The sequence below is a fragment of the Sulfuricurvum sp. PD_MW2 genome (assembly GCF_002633015.1).
In the GTDB taxonomy this organism is placed as follows: Bacteria; Campylobacterota; Campylobacteria; order Campylobacterales; family Sulfurimonadaceae; genus Sulfuricurvum.
In genome coordinates, this window is record NZ_NSIU01000024.1 from 15,324 (window position 1) to 34,248 (window position 18,925).

Genomic DNA, 18,925 nt, shown 5'->3' on the forward strand with positions numbered 1-18,925 from the left:
CTCTAAATTTCATAACAAAAAGATTACATTGTGCTAGACGGTGATATGATGTACACAATATTTTTTATATAATTAGTTTACACAACTTTTCACAGGAGTTTTCATGGCTTTAGTGTATGCCGGTCCAAAACCGCTTATATCTTCGCATGGAGTGACATTCGATCTCAACAAAGAAGATAAATATATTTATTTGAGTATCGTTGCAGAACTCATACAAGCATTAGATCATAAATACGAAGATGGGAAACGTTATACCTATCTGGCATCCAATAAACCGATGGATACCGAGCAGATTCTTGATCTTATCCGTCAGAGAGATCCTCTGCTGGATCAAGAGATTCAAGATAGACAAAAGATAGTGGAACACGAAATTGAAGAAGAGTTGGAGCGAGCCCACTGTAATAAAGTACTCTGCAGCGAAGAGCAAGAAGTACTGATCAAAAATATCGAACTACTCCGAAACTATCGGATTACCCGTTCTATCAATAAAACGGTTTACTACAGCGGTATAACATCACTGGCGCATATTATCCAACGGGGTCATATTGATCGTATCTATGCCCCGATGTTTCCAAAATTTACGCACGTCTTTCACTCGATCCAAGGAGCATTAGTCAAACTTCATCCTCCGGTCGACAGTGCCATCGATATATACGAAGAAGATGGGCATCTTCACATCGCGTTGGATATTATTTTTAAGACTTGATGCGTCCGATCGTTTGAGAAAAGCGGACATTTTGCCCAGTTGATACCTCAAAATCAACCATATCTTTCTCACAAAGCATCACTATCGTTGAACCCATGCGGAAACACCCGAAATCATCCCCTTTTTTCAAAGAAAGAGCATCGTACGTATATACACTCGGCAGTGATATTGAGGAATTGGTTCGAATGCGCGGTTCAAAACTCACTTCCATTTCACCGACATTCAAAGCGCCCACTAAAATGAGGAAAAATCGTCTCCCCTCCCCGCTTAAACACTCTAAAACAACACGCTCGTTTTCAATAAACAAATCGACTTGTTTTTTAAGCGATGGGATATTCACAGGATAGAGTTTACCCGGAATATGTACCGCGCGCAATACTTGCATGTCTAACGGAGCATGATAACGGTGATAATCACGAGGAGAGAGATAAAAATTAACAAACATCCCATCATGAATACTTTGTTTCGAATCGGAAGAGATGTGCTCGCCCAATACCTCATCGACACTATAACGCATCCCTTTGATTTGCAATGCAAGATTAGTCTCAATCACGCCGCACTCCGTGATCAATGAATCACACGGACTGATCATATCCTTCGGATCCGCTGAAAATTGACGCGGCTGGTTCAATTTGCGAGTGAACAATGCATTGAGCGTCGGATAGCTTTCCGGTGATTGGAAATCACTCATATCTAGTCCCATCGCTTTGACATACGTGCGATTGATCATTTTTTGGAAAGCTTTGCTGTGCGCTTTGGACGCAAAGCGGCCAAAACTTTGCGATATGGCAGAGGTAAAGTGTTGTTTCATGGTTACTCCTGGGTTTCATCAGTTTGGATTTCTCTTTTTGCGATCTCTTCGATCAATACAGTGGCATAACACCCTTTTGGAAGAGTAAAATGAAGTTCAAACCACGCATCGTTCTCTTTATACTCCCCTTCTATTGCTTCGGGGAAAATCCATCCATAACGACGTGCCCCATCGATTCCGCTTGAGATCGCATCATACTCTTTTTCGATTGCTTCGGATAATCCAACCGAGCGCGTCGCCCGTTTACCGCTAAGCAGACCCGTAATCGAAATATCCCGTTTTAAAAATCGTTCTACCTCTTCATCGCTCTCATAATGGAAAATTTTTCCGTAGGGATAATGCATCATTACATCCCCATGGATTAATTTGAACGGATGTTTTTGAGCTTTCATCGCGCTGAGTTCCTCCTGGGGAAGATCAATCACGCTCGATAGCTGTTCCGCATCAAAACTCTCCACAAGCTTTGAAATTTGAATTCGTCGGGCAAGCCATCCGTTAAAAAGATAACTTTGATACGAATTGACGTAAAACTGGGCCAATTTTTTATTTCGCTCTTTGAGGCTCCCTGAGAGAATCGCTTCTCCCTTTTTATAGTTTTCCCCATCGATTCCAAAACGCTGAAAACCAAAATAATTCGGCATTCCGTATTGTTTGATCATTTTTAGTGCTTCATGAATTTTCATCGCAGAAGTAGGATTCACTTTCTTCAAACGGATAAAGAAACGGTTTCCTTTCAAATGCCCGACACGAATTTTATTGTTATGGTACGTTTTCTCAAGGATTTTAATCCCTTCGTGTTCAAAATTTTCCAATACTGATTCAAATTTACGCGGCAATGAAATATACTGCTTGGTTTGTGCATTTTTGTCTTTGAGGCCGGCATATCCAATATCACGCCCTTTTATCCCCAAATGGTTACTGAAAATATCGATCATCTGCCATGTGGAGAGGTTCTTTTTTCGGACATGAAGAACCAGATGTTCTCCTTCACCGCTAAATGGGTACAATGGGATCTCATCGACGACAAAATCGCGTGCCGATTGCCGAAAATAAAACTCGATCGGGCTGTGAGGCAAATAGTATTGACGTTCCATAAAACTCCTAAAAATGATGACGTTTACAACGGTTGGTGTATTGTCCCCGTACAACATGTGCGACAGGGGTTATTGCCGTACGTGTCCGCGCAGCAATACGGCGGATAGCAAGGGCATGTTTCGGAGAGTATGCAACGAGCATCTCGTACTCTTCTCCGCTGCAGCGAATTCGCTTGGGAATACGCTTATCCCACCGTATTCCCAAACGGTTCAGACGGGTCAATTTTTCGATATCACTGCACAAGCCATCGGAAATATCCATACCGCACCGCAGGTATCGACGGCTTTGGGTGACAAAATCTTTTCTCAGAACGGGTGCAGCAAAACGGCTTTTCGTATGTACTTTTCCCCCGGCCATAAGATACCGAAGCTGTTTGGCCGAGTTGCCGATAGATCCCGTATAGGCGATAATATCCCCTTCTTTTAATCCGCTGCGGGTCAACGGATCGTTTGAATAAGAAACTATCGTCACCGAAATATCAATTTTACTATTGCCGATTGTATCTCCGCCGATAACCTCAATATTGTATTCGGCCGCTGCGGCTTGGATTCCTCTGGAGAGTTCATTCATCTCATGCAGTGAAATCGACTTTGGCATCGCAACCCCCAAAAGGGCATAGCGGGGAACCGCATTCATCGCAACCGCATCGGAAATATTGATTATCATCGATTTATAGCCGATTTGATAAGGACTCAACCATTTTCTCTTAAAATGGATATTTTCAAAAAAAAGATCTTTGCTGTATATCCACTTGCCGATCAATGCGCCATCATCACCAATTACGCTTTTTGAAGAGCAAAAAGTGGAAATAAAGTAATTTTCTACATTCAAATTCTTTATCCATCTAAATAGTTCTCCTATTATAGACGATATGAGATTACAGAAGCGTTAAACTTCATACATTTAATGACAAGGTCTGTATACTTACAAGTTTTAAATCTATCCATAGGAATAATAATGCTCTTATCCATCAAAAAGATTTTTTCCAATATCAAGACCGCATTATTTTTCCTTTTTTCGGGAATCGCGCTCTTAGCACTTCAACTCTTTCTCATTTCAGAATATACCTTTCGCTTAAACCAATTACAAAACCAACACCTGCTCATTGACAAAATTATGAATATGAAGATGAGTGATCCTCAAATGGTATCAATAGCCATCAACGGAACCATTTCTGAGATCAATCTCGCCGTAAAACTATCATCAAAAAAAACTTTTTTAGAGACATTCAACTCTAATTCTAAAGATTTGTCCAATTTGACACGTTCGCTCGAAACCTCTTCAGAGACATTTCAAAACAGCGCACTCGCTTGGTCCGCATCCCTCAAAATACCTCACAATGAAACCGAACAAACACAGCTGCTTAACGCAAAAAATACTTTTGTCATAAGTATCAGCGATTTAACCGCCTATACCGTGCAACGTCTCGATGAATCGATAGCAACCGCAAAATGGAGCAGTATAGTTCTTCTGATCATCACGCTTTTTATATTTTTTAGATACCGCTACCGATTAAAACAAATCTATAGCGATATTGACAAAGCATGCGCCCTCGACACCAATGGAGAGCAAAAAATTGCCCAAACACAAGAGATCGACTTTGTCTTAAAACGTCTCTTGCGCAGAACACTCCAAACCCCATCAGCATGTTCAGGATTAATCAATCCATCGAGCGGACTGAACAATCTAAAAGGTCTTCTCACACTCTGCAATACAAAAAAAGCGAGCAGAACAAGCAATACCATTTTTATCGCCGTATTTGAAATCGATCAGTACGATACTATGGTAAAACCTTTACCAAAAGAAGAGAGTGGAAGCCTTTTTAAAAAAATCGGAGAAATCATCGCCTTACGTGAACAGTCTCTTGACATTACAGCCCATTTGGATGATGATCATATCGTTTGTGTACTGTCTCGAAACAGTAAACATATCGCATTGGAAGATTGCGAAAAAATCCTGCATGCAGTCGAAGCGTCCGCATTTACTACGGCAAAAGGGGTAATCAAACTGACCCTCAGCGGAGGTTTTCTCCTTAAAACTCCGGTTAAATCCATTGAAGAAGGTATTGATGATGCTCTTCAACTGGTTAAAAAAGCCAAAGAAAGCGGTGGAAATCGTATCGCCCAATTAAGAGATCGTGCCGATTCCTACCGCTGATGCCCTTCAAATATGTAACTTTTTAACTCATTATGGTATTAAAAAGATATAAAAATGTTACCATATTGGACATACTGCTTTAGTTTTAGTTCTCATCACCTTCTATAACCCTTTTTAATCTTGCCCAAGGAGTGGCGCGATATAATCATCCACAGATTTTATCAACAAGGAAGGCGTATGAGTATTCCCATTTATACTTATGATGCGGTTATTGTCGGAGCTGGATTAGCTGGATGTGCTGCCGCTCGTGAACTGCAAAAAGCCGGCAAAAAGGTTGCCGTTATCACAAAACTTCACCCATTGCGCAGTCACTCCGGTGCTGCCCAAGGTGGAATCAATGCGGCATTCAGTGATGCTGATAGCGTCGAACTTCATGAATTCGATACGGTTAAAGGTTCGGATTATCTTGCAGACCAAGATGTTGTACAGTTTATGTGTGAAAAAGCACCGGAAACCATTCGTTGGGCAGAACGCATGGGTGCAGCATTTAGCCGCAATGAAGACGGTACAATCGCTCAACGCCCTTTTGGGGGACAATCATCTCCGCGCGCGTGTTTTGCAAAAGACCGTACGGGACTAACCCTTCTTCAAACCATTTACGAACAAGCATTCCGTGAAGGTGTCGAATTCTGGGACGAATGGTATGTTGCCGATTTGTTGTATAAAGATGGAAAAGTGTATGGTGTTGCAGCCTACAATATCCGCAACTCAGAAAAAGCTATTTTCAATGCAAAAGCAGTAATGTTCGCAACAGGTGGATACGCTCGTGCGTTTAAAATCAATTCAAATGCTCACGCCAATACGGGGGATGGTCTTTCACTCGTAGCGCGTCACGGTCTTCCACTCGAAGATATGGAATTTGTACAATTCCATCCATCAGGACTTTCCGGAAACGGTGTTTTGATCTCCGAAGCAGCTCGCGGTGAGGGGGGAAAACTCCTCAATTCATTGGGTGAGCGCTTTATGGAAAAATACGCACCGAACGCAATGGAACTTGCATCACGTGACGTTGTTGCCCGCGCGATCATCCAAGAAATCCGTGAAGGTCGCGGTGTAGGCCCACGTAAAGATGCCGTCTATATTGATTTGGTCCACTTGGGTAAAGAAAAAATCATGGAACGCCTTCCGGAACTTCGTGATCTTGCAATCACCTTCCTAGGGCTTGATATGATTAAAGAACCTATTTTGATCTCGGCAACCGCTCACTACTCTATGGGTGGTATCCCGATGGACAAACACGGACATGTCCGTAAAAACAATACCGAGTTTGTCGAAGGGTTCTACGCTGCAGGCGAATGTTCATGTTCAAGCGTTCACGGGGCTAACCGTTTAGGAGCGAATTCCGTTCTTGAAGCGTTATTGTTCGGACGTTTTGTCGGAAAAACGATGGTAGAAGAAGTTGATTCGATTGAATTGCACGAAGCGAGCGAAACAGATGCACAACGCATGATTGATGAAATCAACTGGGTTATGAGCAACAACGGACAAGAATCGGTTTCACAACTTCGTGAAGAACTTCAACAATCGATGACCGATAACGCGGGTGTTTTCCGTACAGCAGAAACCTTGCAAACTCAAATGGGAATTTTGAGCGATTTACGCAACCGTTACAAAAATATCCGTATCTCCGATAATTCGAAAATTTTCAATACTGAGCTTCAAGAAGCGATTGAATTCGGGCATATGCTTGATTACTCACTCTTCATTGTGGCAAGTGCATTGGATCGTAAAGAGAGCCGTGGTGCCCACTTCCGTGAAGATTTCCCGACACGTGATGATGAACAGTTCTTGAAACACACCATGGCCTATATGGATGCCGAAGGTAATATTACACTTGATTACATGGACGTCACCCTCGGGCGCCATGAAGTTAAAGCACGATCATATTAAGGAGAACGCCATGGATACAATTAAAACTCAACAGGTGACGTTCAAGGTTTTCCGTTTCAACGAAGAGACTGATTACCTCCCTTACTACAACACGTATGTTTTAGACGTTACACACGAAGAGGTTGTCCTCGACATCCTGAACCGTATTAAATGGGATCATGACGGAAGCCTTTCCTATCGCCGAAGCTGCCGTCACGGTATTTGCGGTGTTTGTGCGATCAAAGCGAACGGAAAAGGTATTTTGGCCTGTAAAACACGTCTATTTGACCTTGTTGAAACATTTGGAAATGAAATTACGATTGAGCCTCTCAGTACAAAACGTGCGATCAAAGACTTGATTATCGACAAAAAAGATTTCTGGGACAAACACGCTCAAGTCAAACCGTATCTTGTCAGTGACATCGAAGAACATCCTGAACAAGAACATCTTGTCAGTCCGCACGATGCGGAAAAATTGCTCGAAGCCGATTATTGTATCCAATGTGGTGCATGTCACTACTCATGTCCGGCATTGGCAGTGAATGAAGAATATATCGGCCCTGCGGCATTTGCTGCAGCTTATCGCTTTAGTGCCGATGTACGTGATGATGCATCCATTGAGCGACTACATATCGTCAATGAAGAGGCTCAAGGAGTCTGGGATTGTGTGAAATGTATGGAATGTGCGCAAGTATGTCCAAAAGAAGTTAATCCAATCGAAAAAATTACCAAACTTCATAACATGGTATTTGAAGCGGGAATCGCAAAAGACAACGTTGCAACACGTCATGCTGTCGGTTTTGCTCACTCTATCGCAAAACATGGTCTACTCGATGAAGGTGAACTTGTACGTTATTCTGAAGGGAATATCGGTGTACTCAAACACGTTCCGGTTGCAATGAAAATGTTTGCTAAAGGTAAAATCGTATTGCCATGGAATATGCCGAAAGCCGACAAATTAGATGAGATCAAAAAATTAATCAAATCTTCATCAACAGTAAAGTTCTAGGGAGTACTCAATGGAAAAATTAAAATACGCACTTTTTACCGGTTGTACCGCAAAAGAGAGTACACCTGAACAAATGATGTCAACGTTGGCAGTGGCCAATAAGCTTGGCATCGAACTCGTAGAGCTTACAGAAGCATCATGTTGCGGTGCTTCGCATTTGCAAGATTATGATGATTTTTTGTCTTTGGTTTTGAACGCACGTAATATTGCGTATGCGGAAAAACATGGTCTTACAATGGTCACTATCTGTAATACGTGTCAACTCAACACGGCAATGACCAAACATCGTCTTGATCACAATGCGGAACTCAAAACCAAAGTAAATGAAAAACTTGCGGAAGTAGGATTAGAGTATAAAGGGACATCCCAAATCACCCATTTCTTATACGCGATCATCGATGATTTCGGTCTTGATAAAATTAAAGAGATGGTTGTAAAACCTTTGAGCCAATTCAATATTGCTCCGTTTTACGGATGTCATAATATCCGTCCTTCTGAGCTTCAAAATGAAACGCACAAAAATCCTGAAAACCCTTATATGCCAACCTCTTTGGATGATTTGATCATTGCGTGTGGCGGTGTTAACGTCAATTACGAAGAAAAAAACAAATGCTGCGGTTTTCATGCTGAACTTCAAGCACCTCGTACAGCAGCCGTTTTAACCGGTAATGCCGTTGCCGGAGCGATGGATGCCAATGCGGACTGGATGGTCACTCCGTGTCCTCTATGTCATCTTAAACTCGATACCCAAACGCATCACGCCTCTGTTGCTATCGGTCGCGAAGTTTCCCTTCCGGTACTTCACATGCAACAAATGGTCGGTCTTGCTCTTGGATGTACGCCGGATGAACTTGGACTCAAACATCACGTTACAAAAGTCAATTTCATCTAAATCTTCTCTTTTGGAGGTCTTCCTCCAAAAATCCCTTCATTCCTATCCTTTCAATTAACATCTATTTAATATATATTAATTTATAGTATTAATTACACCATTCAAGGAGTTTTCATGGAGAAAAGATTTTTAATCGGTGCCCTTGCGGCTTTAACAATCAGCTCGACACTTTCAGCAGCTGAGTTTAATCTCAAAGAAAATATGTATAAATTGAATAACTACATGATGCTCATGCAAGCAGGCTTTATTGAAGGGAATAAAGAAAAATCTCTCAAAGCGGCCGAAGCACTTGGTGAAGAGAGTGCAAAACTTTTAGGAAATGAAGAAGTCATGCGTAAAATGCTTCCGTCTGATAAAGCACACAAAGCACACAAAGCTCACATAGCTACAACCTCAGCTCATCTGATTTCAGACAATGTTGAAATCATCAAAGCAAGTAAAGACAATTTCCGCCGAGAAACAGCACAAAATGCTTATCTTGACATTCAACGCGCGTGTATGCGTTGCCATAATCTCGTTCGCGACTGGTAAAAATCCTGCGACATTCGTGTCGCAAGATTTACTCTTTCAACAACTCAGTTTTATATCCTCGTATTCGAAATTGTTCCAGTAAACCATCACTTCCCAACAAATGCATCGCACCCACCAGAACAAACCCTCTCTTCTCTTCATGAAGCATTAGAATAAGTTTCGGTATCCACGCATCATTGCGTTGTTTCAGGAGCGTTCGGTACATTTTCGGCGATTCTCGTCGCATCTCATCCACCAATTCATGCTCCAACCGCCCGGTTTTTCCCTCTCGCCACTCCTGCACCATCCAACTAATCATCAAGGGAAACTCTCTCATCTCTTTGAGGGTTTGAAGAATCACCGCATCCTCTTCTTCCTCACCAATTGAACTCAGAATATTTAGTTGTTCTTCTATGCTCTCAAGAAAACGCTGAGGACGTTTATCACGAATTGAGCATTGATGATAATAACCGTCTACCCCCTCTTGATTGACGCCAATGGAAGAGAGTTTCAATTGCGAGAGTGTCAGACTGACCGCCCACGGCTGCATCTGTTCAAACACTCCCATAGGATACCCTTGTGATTCAACGTAATTTTTTAATGTTTGATAGGTCTTTGGTAAGAGTCTGTTTGCAAGAGTTTGAGGAGGAGAAAGCATCATTTTTTGTGCCATCATGTGCTGAAATGCAGCACTATGCGTCAAGGAGATATCGGTCTCAAAAACGACATAATCGGCATGTCGGTAGGCATCCTCAAATTCATGCGGGAGGGGAAAATCCGTTGATCGGAGGAGATGAAACGTCCCTCCGACATAAATCGTATGATTTTGATCGTCACTGATTTTCCAAACGCTCGACTCGGCAAAAAGATTTAGAAGTATGAGCGATGAAAAAAATACAATGCGAAAAAAACTCATCGCTTATTGCTTCGGTCGAAATGCCTTGATAACTTCTTCGTTGCACTCCAAATACGGTCCTTCGATCAAATCAATACAGTACGGCACAGCCGGAAATACGGCACCCAAACACTCACGGATCGATTTGGGTTTCCCCGGAAGATTAATGATGAGACTTTTACCGCGGATTCCCGCCGTCTGACGAGAAAGGATCGCCGTAGGGACGTATTTAAGACTCACTTGACGCATCAATTCACCAAATCCCGGCATCATCTTCTCGCAGACGTTCTCCGTTGCTTCAGGGGTGACGTCACGTTTTGCAGGGCCTGTTCCCCCTGTTGTAACTACCAAACAGCACCCTTCACGATCACACAACTCCATCATTGTCTCTTCAATCGTATCTTGATTGTCGGGGATACAGCGATAGACAATCTCATGCGGTGATTTGAGATACTCTTTCATCGTATCTTGGATCGCTACCCCTGAAATATCCTCATAAATCCCTGCACTTGCACGGTCTGATGCGGTAATAACACCGATTTTAATGGTACTCATAATGACTCCTGTAAAAAATGATTTCCTTTTCGGATCGTCGTAACACTCGCATAAGGGAGAAAAAATTCTCTCGCCCCCTCAACATCGATTACATGATCTTCCATCCCTAAATAGACCTCGATACGCGTCCCTTTTGAGCATATAGATTCCATTAGATCACTCGTCCACTCGAAATAGAGGAGTTCTTGAAGCGATTCGGCATCGTTATTTCCTATCGATACAGGTGCTACCGGAGATGGGGCAAAACAGCTTGTCAAAAAATTGTCCAAATAGCGTTCGGTATCTTTGATATATCCCCCCATCTGAAGACGTCGAAAAGACTCTTTTTTGGTCTGAAAAAAGGCGGGAGAAAAAAGCTGCAACGTATCGATCCTCTCATTCGCATTTGCAACGTATTGCGCTGCTTTGATCGCACCGTAGCTAAATCCCGCTACTGTGTAATCGCTGTGTTTGAGGTAGGGATCAAAAAAATGCTGATCGCCACTCAGTGCAAATCCGCTATAAAATCTCATTCATCGTCGCTTTGGCGAGAGCTTTAGAAATATGTTCATACTCATTTAATATCGCCTCAAATTTACCGAGAATTTTCTCATTTCTCTCTAAGAGCATACTCATCTCATTATAAAGGCGATCGATAATTTTTGCCTCATCTTCGGCTGAAGGGAGAACGCTGCTGCCCATGCCGTATTCATAGACCATCGAATGAACCAGCTCTTTAGCTACCCCTAAATCATGGGATGCATTGCTGGCATGTTCACCGAAACGAAGATGTGAGGATGCAATCCCCGCCAAATGAACGCGGATATGGGCTTCGATCTCATGGCGCAATTGCGGCTCAGCCGTCGGCGGAGTGATCGCATCGTTTGTAAGAGTAATTTTCTCGTACGGAAGATCGAACCATGTAGCGGCAAAAACTTTACCTGCCTGATAGCGTACTTGATAACGCCGCTGTTCGTCACTGAGCATCGCAATCTTCTTTTTCCCAAACATCACTTTGTCTTTGACCGCCAAGAAATGTTCTTGTTTCACCTGAATCTCATTTTGACGCATACACAACAATGCGGCTTCATTCACCAATGCGGCCAAGGATGCACCGTTGAACCCAACCGTCATTTTCGCGATTTCGGCTATGGAGAGGTCATGTGGAATCTGACGAAGGTATTTTTGCAAAATAGCTTCACGCTCACCGGCAGTTGGAAGCTCGACAAAGATACGACGGTCAAATCGCCCTGCACGCAACAAGGCAGAATCCATAACATCGATATTGTTTGTTGCCGCAATCACAACGATCCCGCTGGTCTCTTCAAAACCGTCCATCTCGGTCAAAAGCTGATTAAGCGTCCCCTCACGTTCGTCATTGCGTTCTCCGCCGCGCTTTTTGCCCACGGCATCGATCTCATCGATAAAAATAATCGCAGGGGCGTTTTTCTTGGCGGCGGAGAAGAGTTCACTCACTCGCTTCGCCCCCATTCCGACATAGATCTGAACAAACGACGCACCGCTTTGATAAAAAAACGGAACATCGGCTTCAGCAGCTACCGCTTTGGCAATCATTGTTTTTCCCACACCCGGAGGACCTACAAGCAACACACCGCGCGGCATACGGGCACCAAAACTGTAATAACGTTTTGGATTACGCAAAAAGTCTATAATCTCTTCAAGTTCCTCTTTGACATCACCGATACCGCCGATATCACTGAAACGGACGTTTGACTTGACAGCTGCAACATTGGACGATGGAGCTTCTGGTTCTGAAACTGCTTTGCTTACGGTAACCGGAGTTTCGACCGGTATCTCATCATCAAAACCAAACCGGCTCTTCCAAGCCCAGAATCCGGCACCGCCAATCAAAGCAAAAAAGAAGAAAAACCATATCCATCCATAACTGCTTTTTGGCTCGATCAAAAGATGTGCCGTAAGTTCAGGCGGTAGTTGCGAAGAAGCAATCTTCACTACCCCCTTGTCTTTCGTAGCAAAATAGGTATATCCCCCATCGAGAAACGTTTTTTCGATCTGATTGGCTTCTATGAGTTTTGTCGCTTCTTCCAGCGTTACGGTATTGCCGCTATCGCGCAACAGTGCAAATAGCAACAAGAGAAGAATTATCCCCCCAGAAAGGGTCAAAATGAGCTGATTACGGTTAAAATTTGGCCAGGTTATATTCATCGTATACCTCATAATTTTCCAACGTGATCCAATCACCGGTAATGTCTTCATTGGATTGGATGAGTATTTTATTAAAAAACTGATCGTATCCGGTATACTGATCGCCATCTACCGATTCTACCAAGATTTCCAAAGCAACATTTTTCATTTTCTCTCTAAAATGATGGTTATTCGACGAAATGATGCTGTTTAGCTCACTCATCCGCTGTGCCGATAGCGCTCCGTTCACCTCGGGTTTCATCGTTGCACTTGGAGTTCCGTCGCGTTTAGAATAGGTAAAAGGGTGGATATGGGTCAAATGAAGATGGCGAAGGTTTTCCATAGCTTCACGCCAAATTGCATCGCTCTCACCCGGATGACCGACAATAAAATCGGTCCCCAGCGCAAACCCTTTCTCACTCAGCAGACTAAAGAGCTCTACATCATTTTTATAGCGATTTCTACGATTCATGAGTCTAAGCATCTCGTCGCTGCTGTGCTGAATTGCAATGTGCAGATGTCGCTCGAGCCACGGTTCATCCAAAATCTCACGAAATGAGTCGTTGATTTGAATCGGTTCGAGTGATCCGACACGGATTCGGCGAACCCCTCGAATCAGCGACATTTTCTTCATCAATTCGGCAATATTACGCCCTTCACCTTGTCCATAACTCCCAACATTCGTCCCGGTAAGTACAAATTCGCCGAATCCGTTCGCTGCCAAACGGTGAACCTGTTCTAAAATTTTTGATTCGTCCATGCTTCGCGCATCACCCCGCACAAATGGGATAATGCAGTAACTGCATCGAAAATTACACCCCTCTTGGATCTTGATAAACGCACGTGATTTTCCGACGAATTCATCGACAATCGCATCGTCAATGTAGTTGAGATCTCCGATTTCATAAAAACGGCTCTCACGGGAGAGGAGTGTATTGATTTTCATCTTCTCTGATGGACCGAAAACACCCTGTATTTTTCCTGCACCAAAGAGAGATTCCCCTTTGGTATGGGCACCGCACCCTGTTAAAAAAAGCTTTTTGCCCTGTTTGTCCATTTGATTGATGTAGCCCCGGACACTCACATCCGCACCGTTGGTGACCGTACAGGAGTTCACAATCACGATATCCGCTTGACTTTCGTCTTCCGTTACCTCATAATCAGCCAAAGCACCCATCATCACTTGAGAATCAAAAAGATTGGTACGACATCCAAAGGTCTTAAAATAGACTTTTGGTTTCATCATGCTTCCATCAACGGAGGAGATTTTGGTGGAATCGGCCCGGTATAAAACGTTTGTGTCGGATAAGCAATCGTAATGTCATGTTCGGCATTGAATGCATCCACAATATCACCCGAGATAGTACTGCGCAGAGTCAATGTCGCATACGCATTGGTCAAATACCACGCACTTATTTTCATTCCGTTTGGTTCAATAAACGTAAAAACTCTCGGTTCTACATTGCTATTTTTTAGACTGTAGCGATCACGAAGTTTATTGATCTGTTTTCGTGTGATATCGGTGTATCCTTTTGAATATTTTCGGCAAATTTCTTTGACGATGTGAGCCGCCTTTTTATGATCCGAATCAAAAGTAATTGTAATATCGATCCCGTCCCATACCGTTTTCAATGATCCGTGTGTATAGTTGGCGATCATAGAGGTAAAAATATAGTTGTTCGGAACAAAAATAATACGACCTGCACGACGGTTAGTTTCAAGCGTGGTATAGGTGACATCTTCCATCAGCGTTATACGCTGCATCGAGACATCCAAAACATCTCCCAAATAGATCATACCGTCTTTTTCAAAACGGACACGATCACCGACATGGATCGATCCGCCGACAAGAATAACCAGCCATCCCAAAAGAGACATAAACCAGTCGCGCATCGCAATAGCCAAACCGGCAGATGCAAATCCTAACACGGTTGCCAAATACCCTACATTTTCAATGTAACTGAACATCAAAATCAAAACAATGAGAGTCACATTTCCAAACGTTACAATTTTATTCGCGGTATAAAAACGTTCATTATCCGTAATGTAGCGTTTGATCACCCGTTTAAATAGGAATGAAACGAGAAACAAAACCGCAACCATCATCGTGATATTTAAAAACTTGTAAATTTGATCTTTGATCTCTTTGTTAATTTTTGCTTCGGTCGACTCAATTCGCTTTTCATATACTTCAGCGGTTGACACGAGCGTTTCAAGCGCCAACTTGAATTTTTCAACCTGCAGAAGAGTTGCCTCAAGCTCAACTTCATAATCGGCTTTTGAATCCAAACGGGTAATCTCTTTGTAAAGAACCACTTGCCGTTCCAAGAGCTTGATCAACTCTTGAAGTTCCTCTTCACGCAAAATATAATCACGATATTGGCTATTGATCCGTTTGACGTAGGAAAGACCCGTAACAATCTGAAAAGGGTTGGTGATCGTAGGAAGCGCCCCCGCTTCATCCGGTTTTAGCAAAGAGACAAACGGAGATGCTCCTTGCGCTTTTAAGAGCTCGATTTGCTCGGTCAATACTTTTTGTTTTGCTTGAAGCGCTTCTAACTCGAGCTTGCGTTCTACGTTTTGGGAGCGATTTTCGAGATCTTCTATCCGAAATTTGACATCCCGTAAACTTTTTCGCGCCTCTTGGTACGCCATGTAGGAGTTATAGCTTTTTAGCCATATACTGTTCCCTTTCGAGAGCTCTTTTTGGATTTTTACTAACTCATTTTTAGCGTTTTGAATCTCTACTTCTGTAGAGAGTTGAGGAGCTTCTTCTTGTGGTTGAACCGGTTTTTCTTCATTTTTGGCGGCATGAAGCACCAATGCCGTACAAAAGAAAAGGGCTATAAGGAGACGATAAACTCTCACGCGCCGGTTCCTTGAAATGTCGTTAAGATTTTTTTCACCGTTGCAGCATCGATAGTATCGGTAATCTCAACTCCTCCGATCCCACGCGGAAGAATGAAGGTGATCGCACTGTCAGCACTTTTTTTATCCAAGAAAAACGTTTGATAAAACTTCTCGACATCGGCTATCGGGTATGTAAGCGGCAAGTCGTAACGTGCCAAAATATTTTTTACCCTTTCGGCATCTTCTGCACTCATGTACCCTAACTCACACGCCAATGCATTTGCCATCACCATACCGATAGCAACACTCTCACCGTGCAAATAGCTCTCATACTTTGTTTCATTCTCGATCACGTGACCGAACGTGTGTCCGTAATTCAGCGCGGCACGAAGCCCCTGCTCCTTTTCATCCTCTTCAACCACACGGGCTTTTGTCTCTACGGCCATTTGAATTGCGTATTGGAGATTAGCTTCTTCTCGCAAATCGTTTTCTTCTAACCACTCAAAAAACGATGCATTAAAGGTCACTGCCATTTTAACGATTTCAGCAACACCTGCACCAAACTCACGCGAAGGGAGCGTTTTGAGAAAACTCGGATCGATATAGACTGCACGCGGTTGATGAAATGCACCGATCAGATTTTTACCGAATCGGTTATTCACTCCCGTTTTTCCGCCGACACTGGCATCCACTTGCGAAAGAAGCGTTGTCGGGATTTGGATGAAATCGATTCCTCGGTTATAAAGGCTCGCGGCAAATCCCCCCATATCACCGATCACCCCGCCGCCGAATGCGACCAAAAGAGATTTTCGATTGAGGCGATGATCGAACATACGATCTAAAATAAATTCGATTGTTTCAAGAGTTTTATAGTGTTCACCGTCCGGGATGGTCACAATATAAACCTCTTTCGCACTCAATTTAGAAAGAACACTATTCAAGTGCAATCCGGCTACGTTAGGATTGGTTAAAATCACTGCCTTTCCACCGAATGTGATCTCAGGTAACGGACCGATGTGGATAGGATAAGAATCGTCAATAATGCGTTTAAGATTGATAGAAATTGTCATAGAAAAACCTGATAAATGAAGTTATTACAGTATTGGGAATTATAGTACTAAAAGATGACTTAAAACCCTCTTGACAGGGGGTTAAATTTGCGTTGGAATAAAAAGTTGGTGATAGTGCCCGAGACTGCGATAGAGCACTTCAGGATCGGTTGAAAAATACGCACTAACGGGATTGACAAACATTTTAGAAGTGAAAGGCAATACGTGAAGAAAATTCTCTCTATCACACAGTTCGCGAATCGGATTTGTCTCTTGCGTAATGACACGGATTGATTTCGAAAAAATGGCAGAAAGATTATTAAAGTGTGCAATCACTTCTTGTTTGTGCGTCCCCTCTTCACTGGTGTAGTCAATCAATTCGAGATTAAACCCAAATTGTGAGGAGACGTCAAAAATCGTAGTTGATATATTTTCGATATGCCCTTCTTCGCTTAAAATGACAACACTTTCACGAATTGATGAGAAAGACCTATCAGCCAGTTTTAGTACAGGCACATTTCCGGCATACATTTTTTTGCGTAAAGATTTGATTGAAAAAGCTTTGTGCGAAACCAAAAAAAGACCGATATGATAGTGTTTGATATCATTCAATATGACCGAATCATCCGGATGGGGAGAATAATCAATATCTATCGTTACATTGGGTCCTGCCGAGGCTTTAATCATCCGTAGCGCATCGATATCTCCGGGATTAATTACTTTGATAATCAATGGCTGTCGAAGTTTCTTTTGTATAAAGACACTGCGTCTTACCAAAGCCATAATCGCAGAAGCTTTTTCTATATGCATATCGATAAAAAGATAGATTTTTGATCCAAACGGAGCAGGAAACTGTCCGAGCTCTCGTTTGATGGCACGATAGATAGAACGTAACACTGCCGGATCACCCACCAAGACGAGAGTATCGTTGGGCTGAATCATTTTATTGTCACTCGGGATAATAAGCGACCTGTTACGGTAAATAGCTGCTATTTTCCAGTTTTTTTGTTCAATTGAGCCGATATGGCGATAAACGAAAGAACTTCCGAACGGAACGAGCACTTCCATAATCTCGCCCGACCCCAAACCTATATTTTTAGCCAGAACAGGGATATTTGGGAGATAATCGATCATATTCGCCGCAACCAGCTCTTGGATATTGACCCATTCGATATCATCAGAAGGGCTAAGAGTATTCCACAAATCCAGTGCGATTATCCGCAACGAAGGCTTGTATGTACGGATGTTTTTGATCGTATGGTCCAAATCATTTTGATTTTCCATCACCAAAACGACTTGCCAGAAATCCATTTTCAGCAAATTAGAAATTTTATAAAAACTGGTAGGATCGAATTGAAAAAATTTATATCGTGCCGGGTTGTATCCTTCAAATTTTTTATCGCCGGTTTGAACAACATAATAGAGGTTCTCTGTCGTATACGTCCCGATCACACGTTCTATAAAATGTTGACCGATTGCTCCGTCACTGACGATTAAAATTTTTTTCATTACAACCCGAAACTTCTTAATTATTCTAAATTTGTAAGTGTGATTGTACCACAACTTCGATGTTAACCTAAAAGCTTCTACTGCCCTATACGATACAGGGGAGATGATCCCTATTTTACGGCATTGGAATTGAATTTTTACATAAAGGTGTACTTTCGGGTGTACTTTTTTTCTATATTTGCTATATAAATATAAATCTGATTTTTCCTATCTCGTCCCCTTTTTTAGGACCCAGATTTACGATGACGATATCACCTCTATTTAATTCCATCATCCACTCCAATCTCCGCGAATTCTAAATCTTGATGATTTTTCAGCATATGAAGTTTCGCTAGTTTCTCTTCCCTATCAATTTTTTCTATCACAGGCAAGATAAGTTTTTCATATTTGGAAGAGATAAAATATCCCACTGTCATATGTGCTCTTCGATCGATGATTTCTGCAACGTCCATCTTTTTCATCAAAGAAGGTTTGTTTTGAATATCGCTTAATCCATAAGTTAACATCACATAACCTTTTTCTAATCTATATGTATTGTCTCTTATATTTTAATAACAACTACTAAAGTACACGATTTACTTCACTAAAAATCTTAAAACTCATAAAAAACATAGTATATTTGGAATTAAATTCATGAATAGTTTTTGAAAAATAATGAGTAATTTTTGTGCCTTAACAGAGCCTTTAGGCTCTGTATGGCGAATAAAGAACAAGCGGTCTAAAATCTCATCATCCCTTGAATAAGGAATTTGTTTTTGGAGGTTGAGAAATCAGCTTCAGAGGTAGGAGTTCTTTCACTTCCGAAACCGTGAGCGAGAGTTGCTTTGAGATCGAAGTTTTGGTAGCTGAGTGTATACCCTACTCCCAGTGCAT

General features: G+C 42.3%; 18 protein-coding genes. 6 read left to right on the top strand and 12 right to left on the bottom strand.

Going from position 1 to position 18,925, the window contains the following annotated elements:
• The first annotated feature begins 103 nt into the window (after window positions 1-103).
• On the top strand, window positions 104-706 hold the full coding sequence (locus CJD30_RS09745) for a hypothetical protein (RefSeq protein WP_294918601.1): 603 nt from the start codon (window positions 104-106) through the stop codon (window positions 704-706).
• Here the strand turns inward: CJD30_RS09745 and CJD30_RS09750 are convergent.
• The 3 genes from CJD30_RS09750 to CJD30_RS09760 are packed head-to-tail and all read right to left on the bottom strand — an operon-like array spanning window position 696 to window position 3,443.
• Entirely contained in the window at window positions 696-1,517 is an 822-nt protein-coding gene (locus CJD30_RS09750) for a phosphatidylserine decarboxylase (RefSeq protein ID WP_294918602.1), read from the bottom strand. The two genes, CJD30_RS09745 and CJD30_RS09750, sit on opposite strands and share 11 nt — an antisense overlap.
• Window positions 1,518-1,519: 2 nt before the next feature.
• Window positions 1,520-2,611: a tRNA pseudouridine(13) synthase TruD gene (truD, locus tag CJD30_RS09755; RefSeq protein ID WP_294918603.1), complete on the bottom strand. Its 1,092-nt coding sequence runs from the start codon at window positions 2,609-2,611 to the stop codon at window positions 1,520-1,522.
• Between the two features lie 7 nt (window positions 2,612-2,618).
• Window positions 2,619-3,443 carry a thiamine-phosphate kinase gene (locus CJD30_RS09760; protein WP_294918604.1) on the bottom strand — a complete coding sequence of 275 codons (825 nt, stop codon included), beginning with the start codon at window positions 3,441-3,443 and terminating at the stop codon, window positions 2,619-2,621.
• 297 nt (window positions 3,444-3,740) lie between these two features.
• Between CJD30_RS09760 and CJD30_RS09765 the strand changes: the two genes are divergently transcribed.
• The 5 genes from CJD30_RS09765 (at window position 3,741) to CJD30_RS09785 (ending at window position 9,070) form a co-directional block, all read left to right on the top strand.
• Window positions 3,741-4,769, top strand: a complete 1,029-nt coding sequence (locus CJD30_RS09765) for a hypothetical protein (protein ID WP_294918606.1) — start codon at window positions 3,741-3,743, stop codon at window positions 4,767-4,769.
• Between the two features lie 177 nt (window positions 4,770-4,946).
• Window positions 4,947-6,659, top strand: a complete 1,713-nt coding sequence (gene sdhA / locus CJD30_RS09770; protein ID WP_294918608.1) for a succinate dehydrogenase flavoprotein subunit — start codon at window positions 4,947-4,949, stop codon at window positions 6,657-6,659.
• Between the two features lie 10 nt (window positions 6,660-6,669).
• Window positions 6,670-7,647 carry a succinate dehydrogenase/fumarate reductase iron-sulfur subunit gene (gene sdhB / locus CJD30_RS09775; protein ID WP_294918610.1) on the top strand — a complete coding sequence of 326 codons (978 nt, stop codon included), beginning with the start codon at window positions 6,670-6,672 and terminating at the stop codon, window positions 7,645-7,647.
• Window positions 7,648-7,657: 10 nt separating this feature from the next.
• Entirely contained in the window at window positions 7,658-8,539 is an 882-nt protein-coding gene (locus CJD30_RS09780; protein WP_294918612.1) for a CoB--CoM heterodisulfide reductase iron-sulfur subunit B family protein, read from the top strand.
• Between the two features lie 114 nt (window positions 8,540-8,653).
• Window positions 8,654-9,070: a hypothetical protein gene (locus CJD30_RS09785; protein WP_294918614.1), complete on the top strand. Its 417-nt coding sequence runs from the start codon at window positions 8,654-8,656 to the stop codon at window positions 9,068-9,070.
• Window positions 9,071-9,098: 28 nt separating this feature from the next.
• Here CJD30_RS09785 and CJD30_RS09790 read toward each other — a convergent pair whose 3' ends face one another.
• From CJD30_RS09790 to CJD30_RS09830, 9 genes are all read right to left on the bottom strand, one after another.
• Window positions 9,099-9,965 (bottom strand): TraB/GumN family protein, encoded by an 867-nt coding sequence (locus tag CJD30_RS09790; RefSeq protein ID WP_294918616.1) that lies wholly within the window; start codon window positions 9,963-9,965, stop codon window positions 9,099-9,101.
• A 3-nt stretch (window positions 9,966-9,968) separates the two neighbouring features.
• Complete coding sequence (gene mog, locus CJD30_RS09795; protein ID WP_294918618.1) at window positions 9,969-10,499, bottom strand: molybdopterin adenylyltransferase; 531 nt, start codon at window positions 10,497-10,499, stop codon at window positions 9,969-9,971.
• Window positions 10,496-11,011, bottom strand: coding sequence for a pimelyl-ACP methyl ester esterase BioV (bioV, locus tag CJD30_RS09800; protein WP_294918620.1), 516 nt, complete (start codon window positions 11,009-11,011; stop codon window positions 10,496-10,498). Before bioV ends, mog begins: the two co-directional genes overlap by 4 nt.
• Entirely contained in the window at window positions 10,998-12,665 is a 1,668-nt protein-coding gene (locus tag CJD30_RS09805; RefSeq protein ID WP_294918622.1) for an AAA family ATPase, read from the bottom strand. The genes bioV and CJD30_RS09805 overlap by 14 nt, the downstream gene beginning before the upstream one ends.
• On the bottom strand, window positions 12,640-13,887 hold the full coding sequence (mtaB, locus tag CJD30_RS09810; protein WP_294918623.1) for a tRNA (N(6)-L-threonylcarbamoyladenosine(37)-C(2))-methylthiotransferase MtaB: 1,248 nt from the start codon (window positions 13,885-13,887) through the stop codon (window positions 12,640-12,642). Before mtaB ends, CJD30_RS09805 begins: the two co-directional genes overlap by 26 nt.
• Window positions 13,887-15,512 (bottom strand): mechanosensitive ion channel domain-containing protein, encoded by a 1,626-nt coding sequence (locus CJD30_RS09815; protein WP_294918624.1) that lies wholly within the window; start codon window positions 15,510-15,512, stop codon window positions 13,887-13,889. The genes mtaB and CJD30_RS09815 overlap by 1 nt, the downstream gene beginning before the upstream one ends.
• The gene (gene aroB / locus CJD30_RS09820) at window positions 15,509-16,564 is read right to left on the bottom strand and encodes a 3-dehydroquinate synthase (RefSeq protein WP_294918626.1); all 1,056 of its coding nucleotides are present in this window, start codon (window positions 16,562-16,564) and stop codon (window positions 15,509-15,511) included. The genes CJD30_RS09815 and aroB overlap by 4 nt, the downstream gene beginning before the upstream one ends.
• Before the next feature lie 81 nt (window positions 16,565-16,645).
• Window positions 16,646-18,052, bottom strand: coding sequence for a TrkA C-terminal domain-containing protein (locus CJD30_RS09825; RefSeq protein ID WP_294918628.1), 1,407 nt, complete (start codon window positions 18,050-18,052; stop codon window positions 16,646-16,648).
• A gap of 257 nt (window positions 18,053-18,309) precedes the next feature.
• Window positions 18,310-18,558, bottom strand: coding sequence for a hypothetical protein (locus tag CJD30_RS09830; protein ID WP_294918629.1), 249 nt, complete (start codon window positions 18,556-18,558; stop codon window positions 18,310-18,312).
• Between the last annotated feature and the right edge of the window lie 367 nt (window positions 18,559-18,925).

What these genes read in the sequence shown, in the direction of transcription:
- CJD30_RS09745 (WP_294918601.1), top strand. Translation starts at nt 104, where the DNA reads ATGGCTTTAGTGTATGCCGGTCCAAAACCGCTTATATCTTCGCATGGA.
- CJD30_RS09750 (WP_294918602.1), bottom strand. Translation starts at nt 1,517, where the DNA reads ATGAAACAACACTTTACCTCTGCCATATCGCAAAGTTTTGGCCGCTTT.
- truD (WP_294918603.1), bottom strand. Translation starts at nt 2,611, where the DNA reads ATGGAACGTCAATACTATTTGCCTCACAGCCCGATCGAGTTTTATTTT.
- CJD30_RS09765 (WP_294918606.1), top strand. Translation starts at nt 3,741, where the DNA reads ATGAGTGATCCTCAAATGGTATCAATAGCCATCAACGGAACCATTTCT.
- sdhA (WP_294918608.1), top strand. Translation starts at nt 4,947, where the DNA reads ATGAGTATTCCCATTTATACTTATGATGCGGTTATTGTCGGAGCTGGA.
- sdhB (WP_294918610.1), top strand. Translation starts at nt 6,670, where the DNA reads ATGGATACAATTAAAACTCAACAGGTGACGTTCAAGGTTTTCCGTTTC.
- CJD30_RS09780 (WP_294918612.1), top strand. Translation starts at nt 7,658, where the DNA reads ATGGAAAAATTAAAATACGCACTTTTTACCGGTTGTACCGCAAAAGAG.
- CJD30_RS09785 (WP_294918614.1), top strand. Translation starts at nt 8,654, where the DNA reads ATGGAGAAAAGATTTTTAATCGGTGCCCTTGCGGCTTTAACAATCAGC.
- CJD30_RS09790 (WP_294918616.1), bottom strand. Translation starts at nt 9,965, where the DNA reads ATGAGTTTTTTTCGCATTGTATTTTTTTCATCGCTCATACTTCTAAAT.
- mog (WP_294918618.1), bottom strand. Translation starts at nt 10,499, where the DNA reads ATGAGTACCATTAAAATCGGTGTTATTACCGCATCAGACCGTGCAAGT.
- bioV (WP_294918620.1), bottom strand. Translation starts at nt 11,011, where the DNA reads ATGAGATTTTATAGCGGATTTGCACTGAGTGGCGATCAGCATTTTTTT.
- CJD30_RS09805 (WP_294918622.1), bottom strand. Translation starts at nt 12,665, where the DNA reads ATGAATATAACCTGGCCAAATTTTAACCGTAATCAGCTCATTTTGACC.
- mtaB (WP_294918623.1), bottom strand. Translation starts at nt 13,887, where the DNA reads ATGAAACCAAAAGTCTATTTTAAGACCTTTGGATGTCGTACCAATCTT.
- aroB (WP_294918626.1), bottom strand. Translation starts at nt 16,564, where the DNA reads ATGACAATTTCTATCAATCTTAAACGCATTATTGACGATTCTTATCCT.
- CJD30_RS09825 (WP_294918628.1), bottom strand. Translation starts at nt 18,052, where the DNA reads ATGAAAAAAATTTTAATCGTCAGTGACGGAGCAATCGGTCAACATTTT.
- CJD30_RS09830 (WP_294918629.1), bottom strand. Translation starts at nt 18,558, where the DNA reads ATGTTAACTTATGGATTAAGCGATATTCAAAACAAACCTTCTTTGATG.